General features: G+C 42.0%; 14 protein-coding genes and 1 pseudogene. 12 read left to right on the forward strand and 3 right to left on the reverse strand.

Features of this window, described 5'->3' with window-relative positions; translation table 11 throughout:
- Positions 1-93 precede the first annotated feature (93 nt).
- From ABT997_RS04715 to ABT997_RS04745, 7 genes are all read left to right on the forward strand, one after another.
- The gene (locus tag ABT997_RS04715) at positions 94-1,575 is read left to right on the forward strand and encodes an AcpB/EbpR/MafR family transcriptional regulator (RefSeq protein WP_006595804.1); all 1,482 of its coding nucleotides are present in this window, start codon (positions 94-96) and stop codon (positions 1,573-1,575) included.
- Positions 1,576-1,679: 104 nt separating this feature from the next.
- Positions 1,680-3,029, forward strand: a complete 1,350-nt coding sequence (locus ABT997_RS04720; RefSeq protein ID WP_350018864.1) for a hemolysin family protein — start codon at positions 1,680-1,682, stop codon at positions 3,027-3,029.
- A 112-nt stretch (positions 3,030-3,141) separates the two neighbouring features.
- A complete protein-coding gene (locus ABT997_RS04725) occupies positions 3,142-4,329 on the forward strand; it encodes a hypothetical protein (RefSeq protein ID WP_350018865.1) in 1,188 nt (395 codons plus the stop codon).
- A gap of 423 nt (positions 4,330-4,752) precedes the next feature.
- Positions 4,753-5,727 carry a hypothetical protein gene (locus tag ABT997_RS04730; protein WP_350018866.1) on the forward strand — a complete coding sequence of 325 codons (975 nt, stop codon included), beginning with the start codon at positions 4,753-4,755 and terminating at the stop codon, positions 5,725-5,727.
- Positions 5,728-6,154: 427 nt separating this feature from the next.
- Positions 6,155-7,129: an ABC transporter substrate-binding protein gene (locus ABT997_RS04735; RefSeq protein ID WP_223357089.1), complete on the forward strand. Its 975-nt coding sequence runs from the start codon at positions 6,155-6,157 to the stop codon at positions 7,127-7,129.
- A 10-nt stretch (positions 7,130-7,139) separates the two neighbouring features.
- Positions 7,140-8,033, forward strand: a complete 894-nt coding sequence (locus ABT997_RS04740) for an ABC transporter permease (protein WP_006597286.1) — start codon at positions 7,140-7,142, stop codon at positions 8,031-8,033.
- A 13-nt stretch (positions 8,034-8,046) separates the two neighbouring features.
- The gene (locus ABT997_RS04745) at positions 8,047-8,850 is read left to right on the forward strand and encodes an ABC transporter ATP-binding protein (protein WP_350018867.1); all 804 of its coding nucleotides are present in this window, start codon (positions 8,047-8,049) and stop codon (positions 8,848-8,850) included.
- A gap of 439 nt (positions 8,851-9,289) precedes the next feature.
- Here ABT997_RS04745 and ABT997_RS04750 read toward each other — a convergent pair whose 3' ends face one another.
- Both ABT997_RS04750 and ABT997_RS04755 read right to left on the reverse strand, forming a co-directional pair.
- Positions 9,290-14,173 carry a glycosyl hydrolase family 95 catalytic domain-containing protein gene (locus ABT997_RS04750; protein WP_350018868.1) on the reverse strand — a complete coding sequence of 1,628 codons (4,884 nt, stop codon included), beginning with the start codon at positions 14,171-14,173 and terminating at the stop codon, positions 9,290-9,292.
- 265 nt (positions 14,174-14,438) lie between these two features.
- Positions 14,439-14,624: pseudogene (locus tag ABT997_RS04755) on the reverse strand (UTRA domain-containing protein); the annotation flags it as partial.
- Between the two features lie 215 nt (positions 14,625-14,839).
- On the opposite strand from ABT997_RS04755, the gene pflA reads away from it, so the two are divergent.
- The 4 genes from pflA to ABT997_RS04775 all read left to right on the forward strand — a co-directional run bounded on the left by pflA (position 14,840) and on the right by ABT997_RS04775 (position 17,907).
- Complete coding sequence (gene pflA / locus ABT997_RS04760; protein ID WP_223356534.1) at positions 14,840-15,634, forward strand: pyruvate formate-lyase-activating protein; 795 nt, start codon at positions 14,840-14,842, stop codon at positions 15,632-15,634.
- Between the two features lie 127 nt (positions 15,635-15,761).
- The gene (locus tag ABT997_RS04765; protein ID WP_350018869.1) at positions 15,762-16,697 is read left to right on the forward strand and encodes a manganese-dependent inorganic pyrophosphatase; all 936 of its coding nucleotides are present in this window, start codon (positions 15,762-15,764) and stop codon (positions 16,695-16,697) included.
- A 63-nt stretch (positions 16,698-16,760) separates the two neighbouring features.
- Positions 16,761-17,273, forward strand: a complete 513-nt coding sequence (locus ABT997_RS04770) for a YiiX/YebB-like N1pC/P60 family cysteine hydrolase (RefSeq protein ID WP_350018870.1) — start codon at positions 16,761-16,763, stop codon at positions 17,271-17,273.
- Positions 17,257-17,907: a DUF1803 domain-containing protein gene (locus ABT997_RS04775; protein ID WP_350018871.1), complete on the forward strand. Its 651-nt coding sequence runs from the start codon at positions 17,257-17,259 to the stop codon at positions 17,905-17,907. Before ABT997_RS04770 ends, ABT997_RS04775 begins: the two co-directional genes overlap by 17 nt.
- 36 nt (positions 17,908-17,943) lie before the next feature.
- Here the strand turns inward: ABT997_RS04775 and ABT997_RS04780 are convergent, their stop codons facing one another.
- Complete coding sequence (locus ABT997_RS04780) at positions 17,944-19,389, reverse strand: UDP-N-acetylmuramoyl-L-alanyl-D-glutamate--L-lysine ligase (protein ID WP_350018872.1); 1,446 nt, start codon at positions 19,387-19,389, stop codon at positions 17,944-17,946.
- A gap of 86 nt (positions 19,390-19,475) precedes the next feature.
- Here ABT997_RS04780 and ABT997_RS04785 point away from each other — a divergent pair, with 86 nt between their 5' ends.
- Positions 19,476-21,104 carry a putative polysaccharide biosynthesis protein gene (locus ABT997_RS04785; RefSeq protein WP_350018873.1) on the forward strand — a complete coding sequence of 543 codons (1,629 nt, stop codon included), beginning with the start codon at positions 19,476-19,478 and terminating at the stop codon, positions 21,102-21,104.
- The last annotated feature ends 53 nt before the right edge of the window (positions 21,105-21,157 follow it).

The following is a 21,157-nucleotide window of genomic DNA, read 5'->3' on the forward strand; positions in this document are numbered from 1 at the left end:
GATAAGTTTTTGAATCGTGAACTTTTACCTTTCCTTTTAGAAAATATGTTATAATGAATTAGTAATGATACAAAATCGAGGAGTTTCTATAAGATGATAGAATTGCTTGCCAAAAAGCAGCGACGCCAAATGCGTTTGCTAGAAACATTAATTCGGGAGAAGCGCTGGTTTCATTTGAAGGAACTCGCTGAAATGTTAGATTGTACAGAACGGTCATTGAAGGAGGATCTTTCAAATTTACGAACGGTCTTTAATGAGTTTTTGATTGAGTCCTCGACAAATGGTATTAAGATTAGTTATGACGATTCGATTGGAATTGAGGTGGTCTACCATCACTTCTTTAAAGAATCTACAGCTTTCTCCCTCTTGGAATACTTGTTCTTCCATAAGGATGTTTCCAGTGACTTAATTTGTAGACGGTATGATCTCAGCCAACAGTCATTTTATCGCTTGATTCGAAATATCAACCAGATTATTCAGGAAAAGTACAATATACGAATCACCTTGAATCCTCTAAATGTCGTGGGGGACGAAGTCGATATTCGCTTTTTCTATTCCCAGTATTTTGCAGAGCGGTATTATTATTTAGAGTGGCCATTTCCAGATATCAGAGAGCAAGTCATTATTGATTTCATCACCTTCTTCTATAAACTGACAGAAATCCCACTGACTTATTCGATCTTCCATTCTTATAAAATTATGCTGACGGTCTACCTTTACCGGATTAAGCAAGGGTATCGAATTGAAGGGGCCAATAATTTTGAACAATACGCCTATCTCTATCAAGAGCTCCCAAAAATCAATGAGATGCTTCGTTATTTTGGTTTGCAGCTGGGTGTAGAATTTAACGAAGAAATCATAGAACAGCTCTTTATTATCTTCCTACAGAAACGCTTCTATTTTACCCCACAGGATCTGATTGACTCCACTGAGGAAGATGCTGTTACAAAAAAATCCTATATTTTAGCCTCTCAATTTCTTGATCACCTGAGTGAATCTTATGGTTTAGAACTTGAGAATTATGAAGAGATGATTATGCATATTCACAACACCGCCTATTTGGAGCGGCGTGAAATCTTTGGTGAATTTCTTCTCTATGATACCAAGAGCTATACCAATGAGGATTATCGAACCCTCTTCCCTAAATTTTATCAGGATGTTGAAACAGGTTTGTATCACTATCTCAAAGAGATGGGCTTTCATGAAAATCCTGAAAACCTCAAGCATCAGATTTATACCGTATTTTCACATTGGGAAAATCTATTGCCTCAACTATTAAGGAGACGGACAGCTGTCAAGGTCTTAATCATTAGCCGATACGATGATCACCATGCCAAGTCCATGATTGATTTCTTAAAATTCTATTGTACGGATAACTTTGAGTTTTCACAGGTCATCAAGCATGACTTTAATCTTCATGAACTAGAGCACACCGAATATGATGTCATTGTTGCCAACTTTATGATTCCGGATATAAAAGGTAAAAAATTTATTTGTACAAGTAGTTTGACCCTTTTAGAACTTGTAGAAAAACTGAATGTACTATTTTATGATTTTACACGTTATGGAGTATAACTGAGCCTTCCCTCCTCTTTTAGGAGGGAAATTTTTGCGATCATGCACCATTTTAAAAAATATGATATAATGGGCATTATTACTATACATTGAGGAGAATATCCATGGAAGACCCTGGCAGTCAGGATTTAATACTGCAATTTGTTTTACTATTTGTATTGACCTTATTAAATGCTTTTTTCTCTGCAACGGAGATGTCGATGGTATCGCTGAATCGCTCTCGGGTGGAACAGAAGGCTGAAGAGGGTGATAAAAAATATATTCGCCTCTTAAAGGTATTGGAAAATCCAAACCACTTTTTGTCTACGATTCAAGTCGGCATTACCTTGATTACCATCTTGTCTGGGGCAAGCCTAGCCGATGATCTTGGGAAAGTCATAGCTTCTTGGATGGGAAATACGGAGACAGCGCGTGCGATGGCTAGTTTCCTCTCACTGGCTTTTCTGACTTATATTTCGATTGTATTTGGTGAGTTATACCCGAAGCGTATTGCCATGAATCTAAAAGATAGTTTGGCTATTCGGACGGCTCCAATTGTTATTTTACTAGGGAAAATCGTTAGCCCCTTTGTCTGGCTCTTATCGGCATCAACCAATCTGGTAAGTCGTCTGACACCAATGCAATTCGATGATGCAGACGAAGAGATGTCACGAGATGAGATTGCCTATATGCTGGCTAAGAGTGAAACGAGTCTGGATGCTGACGAGATTGAAATGTTGCAAGGAGTCTTTTCGCTAGATGAGCTGATGGCGCGTGAGCTAATGGTTCCTCGTACGGATGCCTTTATGGTGGATATCCAAGATGATACCAGAGAAATCATCGAAAGTATCTTAAAACAGAACTTTTCTCGTATCCCTGTCTATGATGACGACAAGGACAATGTCATTGGTCTCATCCATACCAAACGCTTGCTTAATGAAGGTTTTGTGAATGGCTTTGAGAACATATTTCTTCGCAAGATTCTTCAGGAACCACTATTTGTACCGGAAACGATCTTTGTTGATGATCTCCTAAAGGAGCTTCGGAATACACAGAATCAGATGGCCATTTTGCTCGATGAGTATGGAGGAATGGCTGGTCTGGTAACCTTGGAAGATCTTCTTGAGGAAATCGTCGGGGAAATCGATGATGAAACCGATAAGGCTGAGAATGATGTTTTTGAAATTGAGCCTAACCTCTATATTGTTCAGGGGATTGTGACCCTAAATGATTTCAATGAGTATTTCGATGTGAAGTTAGAAAGCGATGATGTGGATACCATTGCAGGCTACTACCTAACTGGGGTTGGTCGCATTCCAGGTCATAAAGAACGCTTGAGTTTTGAAGTAGACAGCATGAAGAAACACTTGATCCTTACAAACGATAAGGTGAAAAATGGTCGTGTTACCAAGGTGAAGGTTGAGGTCAGTGACCTAGTCGATGAAGATGAGCAAGCGACAAAAGGTCAAGAATAAGAACATCAAATCAGGGATTTTCCCTGATTTTTTTATGCTCATTTTAGTCGGATTTGCATCTCCCATGAATTTCCTTTATAATAAAATAACTAAATGTTAGAAGGAGATAGCAATGAAACAAGAAGAATGGTTAGCAGAGTTCGAGAGAGTAAATGGTCGACCGGCCAATCAGGAGGAAATCCAACAGGTTTTTGGTCAGTTTGGAAGTCCAGAAACACAAGCGACACAGGATACGCCGGTAAATCCAATTCAATCTCCATTTGAAGGTGCAGCACCTGTTTCCAATCAAGGACAATTTGGAGGACCCTTACCGTTTCCAGAACAAGCCACATTTGGAGGCGCGGCGCCAACTCCAGAGCAAACACCATTTGGAGGTGCGACGCCATCACCAGGACAAGCACCATTTGGAGGTTTGACGCCGTCACCAGAACAAGCACAGTTCGGAGGTCCAGCTCCGGCCCAAGCCTCATTTGGAGGTGCAAGCCCAGCTCCAAATCAATACCAAGGTGGAACAAGTCCGTTTCAACATCAAGGACAAGCTTTTGGGCAAGGAGGAACTCAGCCACAAGCTCCTGTTCAGGATTCGGCTCAAGCAGGAGCGCCTTTCGCATCCTATAACAATGCTCAGATGCAGGGAGGTTATCCAAACAATGGGCAACTGAATTACCAGACTAATTCCCCATATATGGGACAAGCCCCAATACCCGGTAAGAAGTCTAAGAAAGGGCTGATTATTGGATTATGTAGTCTAGTCGCCGTTGCAGTTTTAGCTGTGCTTGCATTTTTCTTATTTGCTAAAAATCCTAATAGTATTCAAGGGAAATGGTCAGCTACTCCTGAGATGAAAAAAACAATGAAGTCTACTTTTTCAGGCACTTTCTCTACTACATCAGATATTTCTAGTGAATTTGTAAAAGATATGGATATGATCGTAGAGGTAAAGGGGAAAAAAGTAACCATCAGTGTGATTGGTAAGATTGATTTCAAGGGAGCTGCAAAGGAACTCTATGATGATGGGGACAATGATTTTTACTCTGTTGAGGATGCCTTAGACTATATCCAGGAAAACAGTGAGAATTCCTATTTAGAGGATATGGGACTTGAAATCGATGTGAAGAAAGGCACTCTTAAAATGGTAGCCTTTGAAGGTGAGGTGGATGAAAAAGATCACCGATTCATTCAGGATGAAGATAAGAGTCATTTCCTACGATACGATCTCAAGTATAAAATTGAAAATGGAACGCTGAAAGTTTCCGTGGATGGAAATGATTATGGAATTGAATACTCCTTTAAAAAATAAGATATTCGCTTATTTAGGCTCTTTGTCAACTGTAATGAGTTGATGAAAAGTTATACCCTGAGAGTGGGACAGAAATCGGTAATTCGTTAGAATTCGATTTCGTCGTCCCACCTCCGCACAGTTGAGTAGGGCTGTAAAAGCTGATGAAATCAGCGTAGTAGAGCCCACTCAACCACTGCGTCTTGCTCGAAAATCCAAAGACAATTGAGAGGCTAGGACTTTTGTGCCAGCCTCTTTTTGATGTTCTTGTTTTCTACAACAAAATAGGCTCCATAATTCCTATGGTGGTTTTACCCACTACAGAAATCATAGAGCCATGAAATCAGGGATTTTCCCTGATTTTTTATGCTCATTTTAGTCGGATTTGCTTCTCCTATGAATTTCCTTTATAATAAAATAAGTAAAGGTTAGAAGGATATAGTAATGAAACAAGAAGAATGGTTAGCAGAGTTCGAGAGAGTCCATGGTCGACCGGCCAATCAGGAGGAAATCCAACAGGTTTTTGGTCAGTTTGAAAGTCCAGAAACACAAGCGACACAGGATACGCTGGTAAATCCAATTCAATCTCCGTTTGGAGGTGCAAGCCCAGCTCCAAATCAATACCAAGGTGGAACAAGTCCGTTTCAACATCAAGGACAAGCTTTTGGGCAAGGAGGAACTCAGCCACAAGCTCCTGTTCAGGATTCGGCTCAAGCAGGAGCGCTCTTCACATCCTATAACAATGCTCAGATGCAGGGAGGTTATCCAAACAATGGGCAACTGAATTACCAGACTAATTCCCCATATATGGGACAAGCCCCAATACCCGGTAAGAAGTCTAAGAAAGGGCTGATTATTGGATTATGTAGTCTTGTCGCCGTTGCAGTTTTAGCTGTGCTTGCATTTTTCTTATTTGCTAAAAATCCTAATAGTATTCAAGGGAAATGGTCAGCTACTCCTGAACTGAAGAAAGAAATGACAGCTGGTTTTAAAGAAAGTTTCACCTCGACTTTAGATATCTCTAGTGAATTTATTAAAGATGTCGAAATGATTGTGGAAGTAGAGGGTAATAAAGTAAAAATTTCTACATCAGGAAAAGTTGATTTTAAAGGAGCAGCAAAAAAACTCCTTGAAGGCGATAAAAGTTATTTATATTCTATGGAAAATGCCTTGGAGTACATTGAGGAACGAAGCAAATGGGGTTACTTGAAGGAAATAGGAGTTGAAATTGATGTTAGAAAAGGAACCATTGATATGGTGCTATTTGAAGGCGAGTTATCTGAAAAAACTCATGAATTTCTTGTAGATAGTGGTGGAAACTTTGTAATGCAATACAATCTCAAATATAAATTGGTAAACGGAACATTAACGGTTTATCAGAATGAAGAGGATGATTTTAAATACACCTTTAAAAAATAAGATATTCGCTTATTTAGTGCCCTAATTGGGCGCTTTTTTGTTACTATACGTAGAAAAAATAAGATAATTAAAAAAATTCTGAATTTAGGCTTGACAGCTTGAAAAATTTTCGGTAAGATAGTCAACATAAAAAAAACGAAAGCAGAAACTTATGAAAAACACGAGCTCCACATTGTTGAATCAAAACTTTTACTTTAGCTACTTTAGATAGTGTTTGTAGACATGAATTCATGGATGCAAACGAAACGAGCAATTTGTTTGTATCTATGTGGCTAAGATTTTTGATTGTGGTCCATATAGATGATATCTAAATGGACGGCAATGCTGGCATACTTTTAAGTTTGTGAGGAATGATACCAACCGTTTAGATGATTCTAAACGGTTTTTTGTATTCTGTTTGAATGTTTTAGAGAAGGAGACATGTTTCATGAAAGTTGTAAAGAAGTTAATTGCCCCGGTTCTGGTAGTTGGTCTACTGATGACCTCCCTCTTGACCCTTCACCACTTGAAGACCTCTAAGCATCAAAAGATCAAGATTGGGATTTCCCAGTATATTACCCATAAGTCTCTTGATGCGACTCGTAAAGGCTTTGTGGAAGAGTTAGCCAAACAAGGTTATGTAGATGGAGAAGAGATTGAAATTGATTATCAAAATGCCCAAGGGGAGCAGCGAAATTTGAAAAATATTTCAAATCAGTTGTCACAAGAAAGTGATCTTGTATTTGCCATTGCAACTCCATCAGCACAAAGTATCGCCAATACGAGCAAAAGGACCCCTGTAGTCTTTTCTGCAGTGACAGACCCTCTGGCTGCTAAGCTGGTCAAGAACTTGGATCAGCCTGGTGGCAATGTGACAGGAACGAGTGACCAATCTTCAGATGCCATTGCTACGCAAGTCGATCTGATTCAAAAGGTTTTGCCAACAGCTAAGACAGTCGGGATCCTCTATACGCAAAGTGAGCCCAACTCAGTCGTTCAAAAAGATGAAGCAAAGAAGGTCCTTGAGGCCAAAGGCTACCGTGTCGTAGAGAAGACCATTTTAGACAGTAATAATGTGAAAGCGGCAGCGGACAGTTTGATGTCAGAGGTGGATCTAGTCTTTATTCCAACAGACAACATCATTTCTTCTACAATGGAAACCATTAAACAAGTGTCTTTGAAACATAAGGTTCCAGTTATTGGAGGTTCGATTGAAATGGCCCAAGTAGGAGGGCTCTATACCTATGGGACAGACTACACTGAATTGGGTCGTCAATCTGCCCGGATGGCGATTCGTATCCTGAAAGGGGAAAAGGCAGCCGAACTGGCAGTGGAGGCCCCTAAAAATCTAGAATTGTATGTTAACAAAGAGATGGCTAAGAAATTAGGAATTGATCTCTCTGGTATGAACGAAAAGAAATAGGAGATGGATGATGGATTTAGTATTATCAAGTTTATCTGAAGGTTTATTGTGGTCGATTATGGCCATTGGTATTTTCTTAACATTCCGCATTTTAGATATAGCGGATATGACAGCAGAAGGGGCTTTCCCGCTTGGGGCTGCAGTCGTTGCGTCCCAAATTCAAGCAGGGCAAAACCCTTGGCTAGCGACTCTCTTCTCGATTTTAGCAGGGATGCTAGCAGGTCTAGTTTCTGGCCTACTTCATACCAAGATGAAGATCCCCGCCCTCTTAACAGGGATTGTGACTCTGACAGGTCTCTATTCGATCAATATAAAAATCATGGGGGGCGTCCCTAATTTATCCATTGGTGATTCTAGTACCATTTTCAAGTCTGTGATGGGGCTTGGTTTGTCCAATGAGGCAGCTGTCTTTGCTGTTAGTATTTCTTGTTTGTTATTGGTTTGTCTGATTTTGACTCTCTTAATGAAAACCCAGATTGGTTTGGTTCTTCGTTCGACTGGGGACAATATCCCGATGAGTGAGGCCAATGGGGTGAATGTGGACACCATGAAGATTTTCGGTTACATGATTTCCAATGGACTGGTTGCATTGTGTGGGGCTCTTTTCGCTCAGACAGACGGCTTCTCCGATGTGACTTCTGGTACAGGGACCATCGTCGTAGGTCTCAGTGCTGTTATTTTAGCAGAAGTCCTAATCCATGATTTGACCATTGGAGGACGCTTGCTTTCGATTGGAGTGGGGGCAATTGTCTACCGCCTCATTATCCTCAATATCTACGAAATTCCAAACCTAGACCAAAACTTAGTCCGTTTGTTTAACGCCATTCTCTTGGCTTTGGTCTTGTTCGCACCAGAAGTACAGAAACGTCTCAAGATTCGTGGATTAAAATTAAGCAGCAACTAGAAGGAGAAGATAAATGGCAACATTGTTAAAAATTGAAGACATCCATAAGACATTCGAAGCAGGCACGGTCAATGAAAACCATGTTCTCAAAGGCTTGGATCTAACAGTAGAAGAAGGGGATTTCATCTCCGTCATCGGAGGAAATGGAGCTGGGAAATCGACATTGATGAATATTCTGGCAGGTGGATTGCAAGTGGATCAAGGAGAAATCCTTTTGGAAGGGAAATCCATTAAGCAGACCAGTGTTCGGAAGCGTGCTAAAGATATTGCGCGTGTTTTCCAGGATCCTAAGATGGGGACGGCTTCCCGCTTGACCATTGAAGAAAACATGGCCATTGCTAAAAAACGTGGAGCAAGACGGGGCCTCAGTTGGGGGGTCAGAGAAAAAGACCGCGCGGAATTTAAAACGGCTTTGAAGGAACTCAATATTGGTTTGGAAAATCGCCTCAAAGTGGATACACAATACTTATCAGGGGGACAACGGCAAGCTTTGACCTTGGTCATGGCTGCCTTGGTCAAACCAAAACTCTTGCTACTTGATGAACATACCGCGGCGCTAGACCCCAAGACCAGTGAAATGGTCATGGAACTGACGCAAAAGATTGTTGAAAGCCATGATTTGACAACCTTGATGATTACGCATGATATGAACCATGCCATCGCATATGGCAATCGCTTGATCATGCTCTACCAAGGCAAGATTGTAGTCGATGTTAAAGGGGAAGAAAAGAAGAACCTGACAGTTGAAGACTTGATGCGCCTTTTCCATCAGAACAGTGGTGAAACATTGGTGAGTGACGAATTGGTATTAGGATAAACGAAAAAGAGAGTTGGACAGGAATCGATAATTCGTTAGAATTCGATTTCATCGTCCCACCTCCGCACAGTTGAGTAGGGCTGTAAAAGCTGATGAAATCAGCGTAGTAGAGCCCACTCAACCACTGCGTCTTGCTCGACAATCCAAAGACAATTGAGAGGCTAGGACTTTTGTCCCAGCCTCTTTTATGTTGAAGAAAAAGCAATCCTAATAACTTTTCTTAGGTGAGTGCAGACGTTAGCGAACTTCTACGAAGTTCCATGACTTAGTTTTGAATCTAAGGTTTCAAAACTTCCGAATGCTTGAAAAAAACAGTGTTTCAAGCATTTTTCTCACTGCGGAAAGTTTCAATGCTTAGCTTAATGCTAAAAAGACGAAATTTATTTTTTTATTGAAGAATCACTAAAGTTCTTTTATTGATGTAGCTAACAACATCAAACTAATCCTGTTCCTTTTTCTCTAGGAAGCTAGCTGCGAGAACAAGGCTGAGTCCTGCTAAGAAGAGTAGGTACGAACTGTGTCCAGTATTCGTTTTTGGAAGTTGTCTTTGCGAAACCTGGTCTTGTTTAGAGTTGGGAACACTCATCAAAGCATCACCAGTCTTCCTTGGACTAGTGCTCTCTGAAATTGGCTTGTTTGGCTCCCTTCTTTCTGATACAGTCGGCTCAACTTTCTCATGAGGACTTGAAATGAATGGTATAGTTTCTGATTTTGTCTTGTAGACAATGGCATAGGTTCCTAACTCTTGTGTCATGAATTCAATCAGGCCCTCGCGGAGTGTGAATTCTAATGGTTGGAGTTCTTGATTAGGAGTCAAGACATAGACTTGCTTCACTTCTTTTGATAGTGGAAGTCGTACCAGTACACTTCCTTTTACTGGAACTGGATTCCCTTCTTTATCCTTGAGTTGAAGGTTGAAAGCATCGTAGGTTTTGCCAAAGAGTCCTTGGTCAAGGACCTTTTGGATCTCTAAATGAGTTTCTGTTCCTATCTCATTCTCTCCACTAATGACCTCTACCTTGCTGGCTTGGTCTTTCAGTACTCGAAGGACATATTCAGGTAGAGAGTGGATAGCTGCCTCCTGTCCAGCAGTGCCGATTGGCTCTGTGTACTCAGGAAGGGTCACTACAGGAGGTTCTTGGTCTCCCAAACTGGTCACAATAGCAGGTAAGAGAGAGACGACCGGACTAGTGATGGTCTTTCCTCGGATGGCATAGGCTGAGATGATCTGATTTTGTTTTTGGTGAGAAGTTTCTGGGATCGGCAGTTCAATCTGCTGGTCCTTAATCGCTAACACTCGATTTCCATCTGATAGAGTAACGTGCTGTTCGTCCGTTTTTTTGAGGAAAATAGGATCTTTTTCGCCAGGGAAATGAAGGGCAATGGCATCCCACTCCCCAGACGGAAGTGTGAGGGTAATCGTCTGATCGCCTGCTTTTATTGGGGCTAGGCTTGGAGTATCGAGGGATACTGTTGGTGGCTTCAAGATGTCAAATGAATCCAGAGAAATCATCTTTCTGTCATCAGGAGAGTTAGGATCCACTGTCAGGGTGAGGATATGATCTCCATTGCTTAAGTTTGTATACTCGCCAATCAACACATTTTTTTCATAGTCAGCACTTGAGTAGAAGTCCAAACTTGGCATTTCTTTTCCATCTATGGTGACTAAGGCTTTTCCATAGTCAGAAGATTTTAAGCCGTAAATGCGAATCCCTGTACCAGTGAAGGGAATGGTTGCCTTGGCCTCAGAAAACTGAGATGGATCCACGTTTTGGAGAGTCGCGTATTTTTCTGTCGATTGATATAAGCCTGATTCATTCCAGTCTTTGAACAAGGAGCCATAGTGGATGCGGGGGTCTCTGTCATCCATCTTTTCGACAGTCGCACCTTGACCTGGATAGATTTTAAAGTAATCCAAGGAAATTTTTGAGCGTTCATCCCCTCGGTTCAAGTGCTCCTTCTTCACAGTTAGGGTTAGGAGGTGATTTCCATCAGGAAGTCCTGTAAAACGACCGATTAGAGCACTTTTCTCCGTCTCTCCAGATGTGTGGAAATCTAGGTCTCCTATTTTTTTGCCATCAATTTGGACTTCTGCCAGGCCTAATTCAGATGATTTGAGACCATAGATTTCAATTCCTCTCCCCTTGAAAGAGATCCTAGCAGTAGCATCTTTGTCAGAATAGCTATCGACAGTTAGGTCAGCGTATTTTTCAGTTCCTGCAAATAGGTCAGCATCCTCCCAGTTATGGAAGGCAGGACCGTATTGAACACGGGTATCTCTGTCGTCCATCAATTCGACAACTGGCTGGATTGACGCAGCTTCTGATGCTTGCCTTGAGCGCTCCCCAATCATGGCTCTAACAGTATAGCTATAGCTGTGAAGAGAATCAATGGAGCGGTCGATGAAATGAGTGACATTGGTTAGGAATTCCTTGACAGAAGAAGTGTCATTGCTTTCATCTTTGCTTTCTCGACGGATGACATAGTGGGTCGCATCTGTAACCGGATTGAAATCGAGTTCAGCTGTTACAGCATCTTTTCTCACAGCAGATAGGCGAGTAACCTGCTCTGGCAACTTCTCAAAGGTAATCTGATCTCCTTTTTGAGTGGCAATCTGAATCCGATTGCCCTTCAGAAGAGTTGGTTTGATTTCTTTCCCGTTAATCTTGACAATACTCGATTCGATGTCTGGATAATCGACCACTAAATCTCCCCCAGCATGGGAAAGGAAAGCTAATGACTCAAGATTTTTTTCTTTCCATTTCATGCTGACTTCAAAGTTACCACGAGCTACTAGACCTGAGACTTGCCCGTCTTTCCATGCATCTGGAAGGGCTGGTAATGGGGCAATGTAGCCTGTGTGAGACTGAAGGAGCATTTCTGCCATACCGCTGGTTGCACCAAAGTTTCCATCAATTTGGAAAGGCGCGTGCGTATCCCAGAGGTTTTCTAGAGTTGAAGATTTAAGCTGTTCAGCCAACAAACGATGGGCACGATTTCCATCTAGTAGACGAGCCCAGAGGTTGATTTTATTGGCCTTGGACCAACCAGTCCCCCCATCTCCACGATGGTTTAAGGTTGCGCGTGCAGCCTCTAGGTATTCCGGCTGATCCTTGCTAAATAGAGTTCCTGGGAAGAGCCCAACTAGATGGGAAACGTGACGGTGATGGTTTTCAATTCCTTCATTAGTGAATTGAGGACTGTCTTCTTCGTACCATTCCTTGATTCGGCCCTCTTGGTTGATATGAAGTGGTTTAAGCTTGTCAAATTTAGCCTTCACTTCTGTCACCAAATCTTGGTCGACCTTCAGGTGGTTGGCTGCTTCCATATAGTCGTGGAAGAGTTGCCAAACTAGGGATTGGTCAAAGGTATTCCCAATTGTGATTGTTCCATGCTCTGGCGAGTAAGATGGAGAAGACACCCAACGGTCACTAGCCTGGTCGTAGTGCAAGAAGGAGTTCCAGAACTTGGCTGTTTCCTTGAGCATTGGATAGATCTTTTCTTTGAGATAGGTCTCATCCTTGGTGAATTTGTAGTAGTCATAGACATTCTGCATCATCCAGGCATTGGCGGCCGGAGACCAACCCCAATAATAGTCCCAACCTGGAGTGGTCCAGCCAAACGGTGTAGCTTGGGTGTGGACCAGCCAACCATTTTCTTGGCCTTCTTTGGACTCGATACCGGCATACTCTTTAGCAGCGATACGGCCATAGTAGCGCAGGTCATCTATATAATTGATCATTGGCTTAGCCGTTTCTGCGAGATTGCTCATATAGGCAGGCCAGTAGTTCATCTGAAGGTTAACGTTGAGGTGGTAATCAGCGTTCCAAGGCGGATTGTCTACAGCATTCCAGACTCCTTGCAAGTTAGCAGGAAGGGCATCAGTACGATCACGAGACGAACTGATGAGGAGGTAACGTCCGTATTGGAAGAAGAGTTCTTCTAGTTGTTGTCCTTTTTCCGGATTATAGGTTTGGAGAGCTTCTTTTGTCGTTTGAGTAGACTTGCTACCGCCAAGATTTAGTTGAACACGGTTGAAGAGACTTTGATAGTCCTCGATGTGGTCATGTTTTAGAGTTTCATAATCTTTGGCCTTAGCAGCTTCAACGATAGACTTAACAGTATTTTCTACGTCAATATCCTTGCGATAATTGGTTTTTGGATTTTGAGCAAAGTTGGTCTTAGCACTAAGTAAAAGGGTCGCATAGCTAGCTCCAGAGACAGTCAAATAGCCATCTTGGGCAGTGACTTGTCCGTCTGTCTTGATTCCAAGATAAGAGGCAAATTGTAGACCATTGTCTTTGACAGTTCCCTTGAGTAAGATACCATTCGAATCAGTCGTAACCGCCCCTTGTTTATAATTCGAATATTCCCAAGAGTAATCGCCATTAGCAAGTAAATCTTCTGTTAAGCTATTCCAAAGGGTAAAATCGAGGGTCTTATCCCCTTTTTTACTTAAATGGGTTACAGTAACATCGTCAGGATAGCTAGAGAAGGTTTCGCGTTTAAAAGTGGTTCCATCTTGGCTATAAGAAGTAGTCGTGATAGCTTGGGTAATATCTAAGTCACGATGATAGTCGGTAACATTTTCCAAGCCTTTCTTTTGGTTGTTAAAGACCATAAAGATATCACCAAAAGATAAATAACGACCATACTGAGCATTGTTTGGTCCCACTAGATTTTCTTCAGCTAACTGTTTCGCTTTTTGGCGGTCTCCAGCTTCAAGGGCCTTACGGATTTCTGCTAAGACTTTGTGGCGGTCTTCGTAGTTTCCCCCGTTATAGTCGGTGCTATCCGGTTGTGGTCCACCAGACCAGAGAGTCTTTTCATTGTATTGAATTCTTTCCTCACCGATGAGTCCGAAAACCTTGGCACCCATCTCACCGTTTCCGACTGGAAGGGCTTGTTTTTCCCAACCATCATAGGAAGGAGCAGCTGGTTGATTGTAGGTCAATTGATAATCAGTTTGTTTGGCCACGGGAGTCTTAACTTTCATAGTTTCCTTATCTTTATTCGGCTCAATCGAACTAGTCGAACCGTCTGTATGATTACTTTCAACAGTTCTATCAGGAGTTGAGTCTCTTTCTTCAGAAATAGGAGCAATAGGTGGATTTTCTGGCTTGGATCCTCCAGTTCCGTCAGTCGGGCTCTCTATGGCTGGGGCAGCTTCAAGGTGGTTGCTTTCGTTTTGACTTCCAACAATACTATCAGCACCTACCTGATGTGAGCTGAGAAAAAATGCACCTAGTAAAACAGAAGCCGTACCGACTGTTAGTTTGCGGATACTATAACGACAGGATTTTTCCAAAAATCTTTGGTCCATAGAACTCTCCTCTAGTTTTTTGAGACCGCTTACATTTTTAATTAAAGACAGTCCCTTCATATTTTATTTCTATCATATCCAATTTAATAGGGAAACAGGAAAATGTCAATAGCTTTTAGGTAAGATGCATATTTGAGAGTGTTATTTCTTGAAATAGTAGAGAAATAAGAGATGAATGAGCTATTGTTTTGGGCTGAAAATAGTTTTCATTTTCGGATATCGTAAAAAAACGGTAGAGTCCATTCTCAACTGTCAGCGGAGTACTCTATTTTTGATTTCTTTTTGCATAGTCGACAAAATGAAACTTGTCTAATTTGTGACAGCTTTCGGTAAACTGGAATTGCCGACCGTCTGCTAAGTAAACTTGGGAGCGGACCGATACAACGTGTTGGTCTTTTCCAAGATCCAGTAAGATTTTATCGCGATTATCGATTGGTGAGATCAAGATTTCTTAAGATATTAAAAAAAAAGAAAACGGCTCTTCGTTTTCTTTTTTTTGCCATAGAGAATAGGTAAGAGTAACAGCTACTGGAATGGCCTGTACTAATACAATGGAATGAAATTGAAAAACAGTTTATTTTCTAAAAAATCATTAAAATCCTTTTATTCACAAGGAATCGTGTTATAATAAAGTCATAAAACGTTTTCAAGAGAGAAGGATAAGACATGGAAAATGAAACAGTTGACTATGGAAAAGTAACAGGAATGGTACACTCTACGGAAAGCTTCGGTGCAGTGGATGGACCAGGGATCCGTTTTATTGTCTTCCTTCAAGGCTGTCAAATGCGGTGTCAGTATTGCCATAATCCGGATACTTGGGCTATGGAAACCAACATGTCTAGAGAACGGACAGTGGAAGATGTCCTAGAAGAAGCCCTCCGCTATCGTGGATTTTGGGGTCAAAAAGGTGGAATCACTGTCAGTGGGGGAGAAGCTCTCTTGCAGATAGATTTCTTGATTGCCCTCTTCACCAAGGCTCAAGAGTTGGGCATTCACTGTACGCTGGATACTTGTGCTCTACCTTTCCGCAATACCCCTCGCTACCTGGAAAAATTTGACAAACTGATGGCAGTGACCGATTTGGTGCTTCTTGATATCAAGGAAATTAACGATGAACGGCACAGATTTGTAACTAGTCAAACGAATAAGAATATTTTGGCTTGTGCCAAGTATTTGTCTGATATTGGCAAGCCCGTTTGGATTCGCCACGTCTTGGTGCCTGGGCTTACAGACCGAGACGACGACTTGATCGAACTTGGGAAATTCGTCAAAACCCTTAAAAATGTTGATAAATTTGAAATTCTGCCCTACCATACCATGGGTGAGTTCAAATGGCGGGAATTGGGCATCCCGTACAAGTTGGAGGGTGTGAAACCACCTACAAAAGAACGGGTCCAAAATGCGAAGGACTTGATGGAAACTGAAAGTTATCAAGATTACCTGAAACGGGTTAAAGGATAAAATAAATCGAGACAGTTGGTTCTTCCAGCTGTCTTTTCTGATGAAATGCACAACTATTCCCTTTCTTTAAACGGAAAAACGTGCTAAAATAGAGTGAATAGACAAATGAAAATGAAGAGGTAGAAACATGTCAAAAATTCTTGTTTTTGGTCACCAAAACCCTGATTCAGATGCCATTGGTTCATCTGTAGCTTTTGCTTACCTTGCAAAAGAAGCTTACGGTTTGGATACAGAAGCGGTTGCTCTTGGAACTCCAAATGAAGAAACAGCTTTCGTCTTGAACTATTTTGGTGTAGAAGCACCGCGCGTGATCACATCTGCTAAAGCAGAAGGTGCGGAGCAAGTCATCTTAACAGACCACAATGAATTCCAACAATCTGTTTCAGATATCGCTGAAGTAGAAGTTTACGGTGTGGTGGACCACCACCGTGTGGCTAACTTTGAAACTGCCAGCCCACTTTACATGCGTTTGGAACCAGTTGGATCAGCATCATCTATCGTTTATCGCATGTTCAAAGAACATGGTGTAGCTGTTCCAAAAGAAATCGCAGGTTTGATGCTATCAGGTTTGATTTCAGATACCCTTCTTTTGAAATCACCAACCACTCACCCATCAGATAAAGTCATTGCTCCTGAATTGGCTGAATTGGCTGGTGTGAACTTGGAAGAATACGGTCTTGCCATGCTCAAGGCTGGTACAAACTTGGCAAGCAAATCTGCTGAAGAATTGATTGATATCGATGCCAAGACATTTGAACTCAACGGAAACAATGTTCGTGTGGCTCAAGTGAACACAGTTGATATTGCTGAAGTCTTGGAACGCCAATCTGAAATCGAAGCAGCTATCCAAGCCGCAAATGCAGCTAACGGCTACTCTGACTTTGTTTTGATGATTACAGACATTGTCAACTCTAACTCAGAAATTTTGGCTCTTGGTGCTAACATGGATAAGGTAGAAGCAGCTTTCAACTTCAAACTTGAAAACAACCACGCTTTCCTTCCAGGTGCTGTTTCACGTAAGAAACAAGTGGTACCACAATTGACTGAAAGCTTTAATGCATAATGATAGATGGGGAAGCCCATTGTTAAAAAGGAGTTTCGACTCCTTTTTTTCTAGGAGAGAAAGATGTTAGAAAATGGCGATTTGATTTTTGTGAGAGAAGATACAGAAATGGGGCAGGCTATCCAGGCTTCTACAGGTAACTACAGTCACGTGGCTATCTTTTTGGACGGACAGGTCTATCATGCTACGGTGGAAGGTGGCGTCCTTGCCCAGGCTCCTGAGGACTTCTTTGAAGCTGGAAAAGTCTATGACCTTTATCACTGTGAGCAGATTGATTGTACAGAGGTCAAAAAACGCGCAGAGAGTCTTTTAGGTTCTCCTTACAATGCGTCCTTTTATCCAGATGGAGATGGTTTCTATTGTTCCCAGTTTGTAGCAGAAATTCTTCCTATTTTTGAGACCATTCCCATGAAGTTTGGAGAGGGAGAAGAAGAAATTAGTTCCTTTTGGAAAGCCTACTACAGAGAACTCGGCCTAGCCGTTCCTCTAGATCAGCCCGGGACCAACCCGAGTCAGTTAGCCCAGTCTTCGCAACTACAGTTTAAAGAAAGGTATATGGATGATTACCATCATTAACCCCACACGTTTGACACGTCAGCCTTTTTTTAAGGACTTGATCAACTATCTGGATCAGCAGGATGATGTGATTTTGAGGCAAATCAAGGCCCAATTTCCAGATCAACCAGTGGATAAACTGATGGAGGAGTATATCAAAGCGGGCTTGATCCTTCGAGAAAATAAACGCTACACCCTCAATTTGCCCTTCTTGGAGTCAGCTGATCTTGTTGATTTGGATCAAGAAGTCTTTGTCCGAGAGGATAGTGAATTTTATCAGGAACTGAAAGCCAAGATCTTCCAAACGGAACTCCGCAATACGACCAATGCAGCGATTCTAGTAGAGGAGACTGACTTCGAACGAAATGCACAGACCCTTTCCAATTACTTTTACAAGGTGGCTCAGCAATATTCATTGACAGAGGAGCAAGAGAAGCTCTATGCCATCTTGGGAGATGTCAATCCCGAGTATGCTCTCAAGTATATGACTAGCTTCTTGCTCAAGTTCCTCAAAAAAGATGAAGTCCAGCAAAAGCGCAGAGACATCTTTGTCGATAGTTTAGTTTTATTGGGCTACATCATTCAAAATGAAGATGGAAAGTATGAGTTAGCTGTTGAATTTGATAAAGAAAGATTTATTTTTATAAAAAAATAAAGGCTAGGAAAATTTCCTAGCCTTTCTATTGTTTGATTATAAGTAACGTTCAGCGATGGCGGCATCACCTGGATATGCTTCTTTTACCCCATTGACGATTTGGTAGCAGTCAGCTCCTTTTCCAGCGATAATGACAGCATCTTCGGACCGGCTGGTCGTTGCCATAGCCTGTTGAATGGCTTGTTCGCGGTCTGCGATTTTTTCGACAGGGCGCGTGATGAAACTGCTAATCTCTTCAGCGATGGCCAAAGGATCTTCATAGTTGGGATCATCCGCTGTGAGGAAGACTTGAATTTCAGGATGGTCTTCTAAGAGCAAGCCAAAATCCTTACGGCGGCTCTCTCCTTTATTCCCAGTTGATCCAAGGACCAGTGAAATGGTTCCCGTTTGATGGGTTTCGACAACTGAGAGCAGTTTTTTCAAGCTATCTCCATTATGGGCATAGTCGATGAAGACCTTGGCCCCATTCTTTTGAGTCAAGACTTCCATGCGGCCAGGAACGCGCGTCTTGGCAATTCCTTTTTGGATGTCTTCGAGACTCGCTCCTAGACGAAGGCAGGCGAGACCTGCAGCCACAGCATTTTCTTGGTTGAAGCGACCAATCAGTTGGGTCTCGTAGTTGCCGGCTAGCTTGCCAGTGACAGAAAAGCTAAAGGCCTTTGAGTTCTGGACTTGGTTGCTTGATTGACTACCGTAAAAGTCGTGGTCTTGCTCAGCGACCTGCTCCTTAAGAATCTCAAAATGATCCATATCGCTATTGACGACAACAGCACGGCTATTTTCCATCAAGAGACGTTTGTGGTAGAAGTAGTCTTCAAAGGTTGGATGTTCAATCGGTCCAATATGGTCAGGGCTGATGTTGAGGAAGACACCAACATCAAAAGTAAGACCGTAAACCCGTTTGACTAAATAAGCCTGACTAGAGACCTCCATAATCAGGTGGGTCCGATCATTGGCAACTGCCTGGGCCATCATTTCAAACAAATCAATGCTTTCTGGAGTCGTCAAGGTTGATTTGAAGAAGTTCTTGCCATCCAAGGTTGTGTTCATAGTGGATAGCATAGCTGGACGGTGGCCTTGTTCAAGAATCTTGTAGGCATAGTAAGCAGAAGTCGTTTTGCCCTTGGTTCCAGTAAAGGCCAAAAGTTTTAATTGGCGCTCGGGATGACCAAAGAACTCCATGGCAATCAAGCTCATAGCCTGTTTGATATCCGTAACGAGAATGACTGGTATGCTGACCTCGAAATCTTGCTCAGCGACATACCACTGAAGGCCTTGTTCGATCGCTTGTTCCAAAAATTCCTTCTTGAAATTTGCCCCCTTCACAAAAAAGAGGGTCTCAGCGTTGACCTTTCGACTATCGTAGCTAATTTGATTAAAAGAAACACCACTTGCAGAATAGTGGTATTCTCCGTCTTGTAGGATCTCACGAAAGTTGTGATCCTCTTTTAAAATGTTTAGTACAGTTTCTATCTTCATCATAATCCTATTTTAAACTGAAAGACCTTATTTTACAAGTGTAAAGGAAAAGTTTATAATGAAAGAAGACTATAAAGTAGAGGAAAGATATGAGTAACGAAACAAGTAATCAACAGGCCCAGATGCTTCGAGGAACAGTCTGGTTAACAGCCAGTAATTTCATTAGTCGTCTCTTAGGAGCGGCCTATATCATCCCTTGGTATATCTGGATGGGCAAACATGGCGCAGAGGCAAACGGTCTCTTTACTATGGGCTATAATATTTACGCTTGGTTTTTGCTGATTTCAACTGCAGGAGTTCCTGTAGCGGTTGCTAAACAAGTGGCCAAGTACAATACCAAGGGACAAGAAGAACACAGTTTTGCCATGATTCGTGGCTTCCTTAAGTTCATGTCTTTATTGGGCTTGGTTTTTGCCATTATTATGTATGTGCTTTCTCCAGTATTTGCAAATCTGTCTGGGGGTGGGAAAGACCTAATCCCTGTCATGCAGAGCCTGTCTTGGGCAGTCCTCATTTTCCCTTCCATGAGTGTCATCCGTGGCTTCTTCCAAGGGCATAACAATCTGAAACCTTATGCCATCAGTCAAATTGCTGAGCAAGTGATTCGAGTTATCTGGATGCTCTTGACAGCCTACTTTATTATGAAGGTTGGCTCAGGTGATTACGTTGAAGCAGTGACCCAGTCCACTTTTGCAGCCTTTATTGGGATGGGAGCGAGTCTTCTAGTCCTCGTCTATTACCTCTGGAAAACAGGGCTTCTACAGCACATTATCCATCGTCCAGAGTCTGATAATGAGATTGATACCAAGGCTCTTTTGTGGGATACTATTCGTGAAGCGATTCCATTCATTGTAACAGGATCAGCCATTCAGCTCTTCCAAATTATCGACCAGATGACCTATAGCAATGTCATGTCTTGGTTCACTAACTTCTCTCGCTCGGAGCTCTTGGTTCAGTTCAGCTACTTCTCAGCGAATCCGAACAAGATTACCATGATTTTAATTGCGGTTGCGACATCAATTGGTGGGGTGGGAATCCCTCTCCTTACAGAGAACTATGTCAAGGGTGATTTCCGGGCTGCAGGTAAGCTGGTTCAAGATAATTTGACTATGCTAGTGGCCTTCTTGCTTCCAGCGACGATTGGAGCAGTAGCCATTGCGGAACCTCTCTATACGGTCTTTTACGGGAAACCAGATTCCCTTGCTTTGGGACTCTTTATCCTAGCGATGTTGCAAACGGTCATTCTAGGCTTGTATACGGTTCTCTCTCCAATGATCCAGGCTCTTTTCCAAAATCGGAAGGCCATTCTTTACTTTGGTTATGGAGTGTTGGTGAAACTGATTTTACAAGTACCTTTCATTTATCTCTTTAAAGCTTATGGTCCGCTTCTTTCTACTACGATTGGTCTTATGATTCCGATTGTCCTTATGTACAAGGAAATTCATCTGGTAACCCAATTTAATCGAAAGACTGTCTTTAAACGGAGCTTACTAACAGCTATTTTAACCTTGATCATGTTATTAGTGGTTTTACTTTCAGCCTTTATCCTCGGATTTGTCATCAAACCAAATGGTCGAGTGACAAGCATGATCTATGTAGCTCTGATTGGTGGTGTTGGGATCATCGTTTATGGTGGTCTTGGTCTTCGTCTTCGTTTCTTAGATCGCTTCATTGGTAGTAAAGCAGCCAGTCTTCGAGATAAATTTCATATTTCATAACTAGTAGAGGTTGGGTCCGGTGCCCACCTCTTTTTCATTATAGTTTGAAGTTA

Source organism: Streptococcus australis (genome assembly GCF_040226615.1).
In the GTDB taxonomy this organism is placed as follows: domain Bacteria; phylum Bacillota; class Bacilli; order Lactobacillales; family Streptococcaceae; genus Streptococcus; species Streptococcus australis_E.

Excerpts from the sequence above, each read along its gene's own strand:
- ABT997_RS04775 (WP_350018871.1), top strand. The coding sequence starts at position 17,257 with ATGATTACCATCATTAACCCCACACGTTTGACACGTCAGCCTTTTTTT.
- ABT997_RS04750 (WP_350018868.1), bottom strand. The coding sequence starts at position 14,173 with ATGGACCAAAGATTTTTGGAAAAATCCTGTCGTTATAGTATCCGCAAA.
- ABT997_RS04765 (WP_350018869.1), top strand. The coding sequence starts at position 15,762 with ATGTCAAAAATTCTTGTTTTTGGTCACCAAAACCCTGATTCAGATGCC.
- ABT997_RS04770 (WP_350018870.1), top strand. The coding sequence starts at position 16,761 with ATGTTAGAAAATGGCGATTTGATTTTTGTGAGAGAAGATACAGAAATG.
- ABT997_RS04785 (WP_350018873.1), top strand. The coding sequence starts at position 19,476 with ATGAGTAACGAAACAAGTAATCAACAGGCCCAGATGCTTCGAGGAACA.
- ABT997_RS04730 (WP_350018866.1), top strand. The coding sequence starts at position 4,753 with ATGAAACAAGAAGAATGGTTAGCAGAGTTCGAGAGAGTCCATGGTCGA.
- pflA (WP_223356534.1), top strand. The coding sequence starts at position 14,840 with ATGGAAAATGAAACAGTTGACTATGGAAAAGTAACAGGAATGGTACAC.
- ABT997_RS04715 (WP_006595804.1), top strand. The coding sequence starts at position 94 with ATGATAGAATTGCTTGCCAAAAAGCAGCGACGCCAAATGCGTTTGCTA.
- ABT997_RS04725 (WP_350018865.1), top strand. The coding sequence starts at position 3,142 with ATGAAACAAGAAGAATGGTTAGCAGAGTTCGAGAGAGTAAATGGTCGA.
- ABT997_RS04735 (WP_223357089.1), top strand. The coding sequence starts at position 6,155 with ATGAAAGTTGTAAAGAAGTTAATTGCCCCGGTTCTGGTAGTTGGTCTA.
- ABT997_RS04740 (WP_006597286.1), top strand. The coding sequence starts at position 7,140 with ATGGATTTAGTATTATCAAGTTTATCTGAAGGTTTATTGTGGTCGATT.
- ABT997_RS04745 (WP_350018867.1), top strand. The coding sequence starts at position 8,047 with ATGGCAACATTGTTAAAAATTGAAGACATCCATAAGACATTCGAAGCA.
- ABT997_RS04720 (WP_350018864.1), top strand. The coding sequence starts at position 1,680 with ATGGAAGACCCTGGCAGTCAGGATTTAATACTGCAATTTGTTTTACTA.
- ABT997_RS04780 (WP_350018872.1), bottom strand. The coding sequence starts at position 19,389 with ATGATGAAGATAGAAACTGTACTAAACATTTTAAAAGAGGATCACAAC.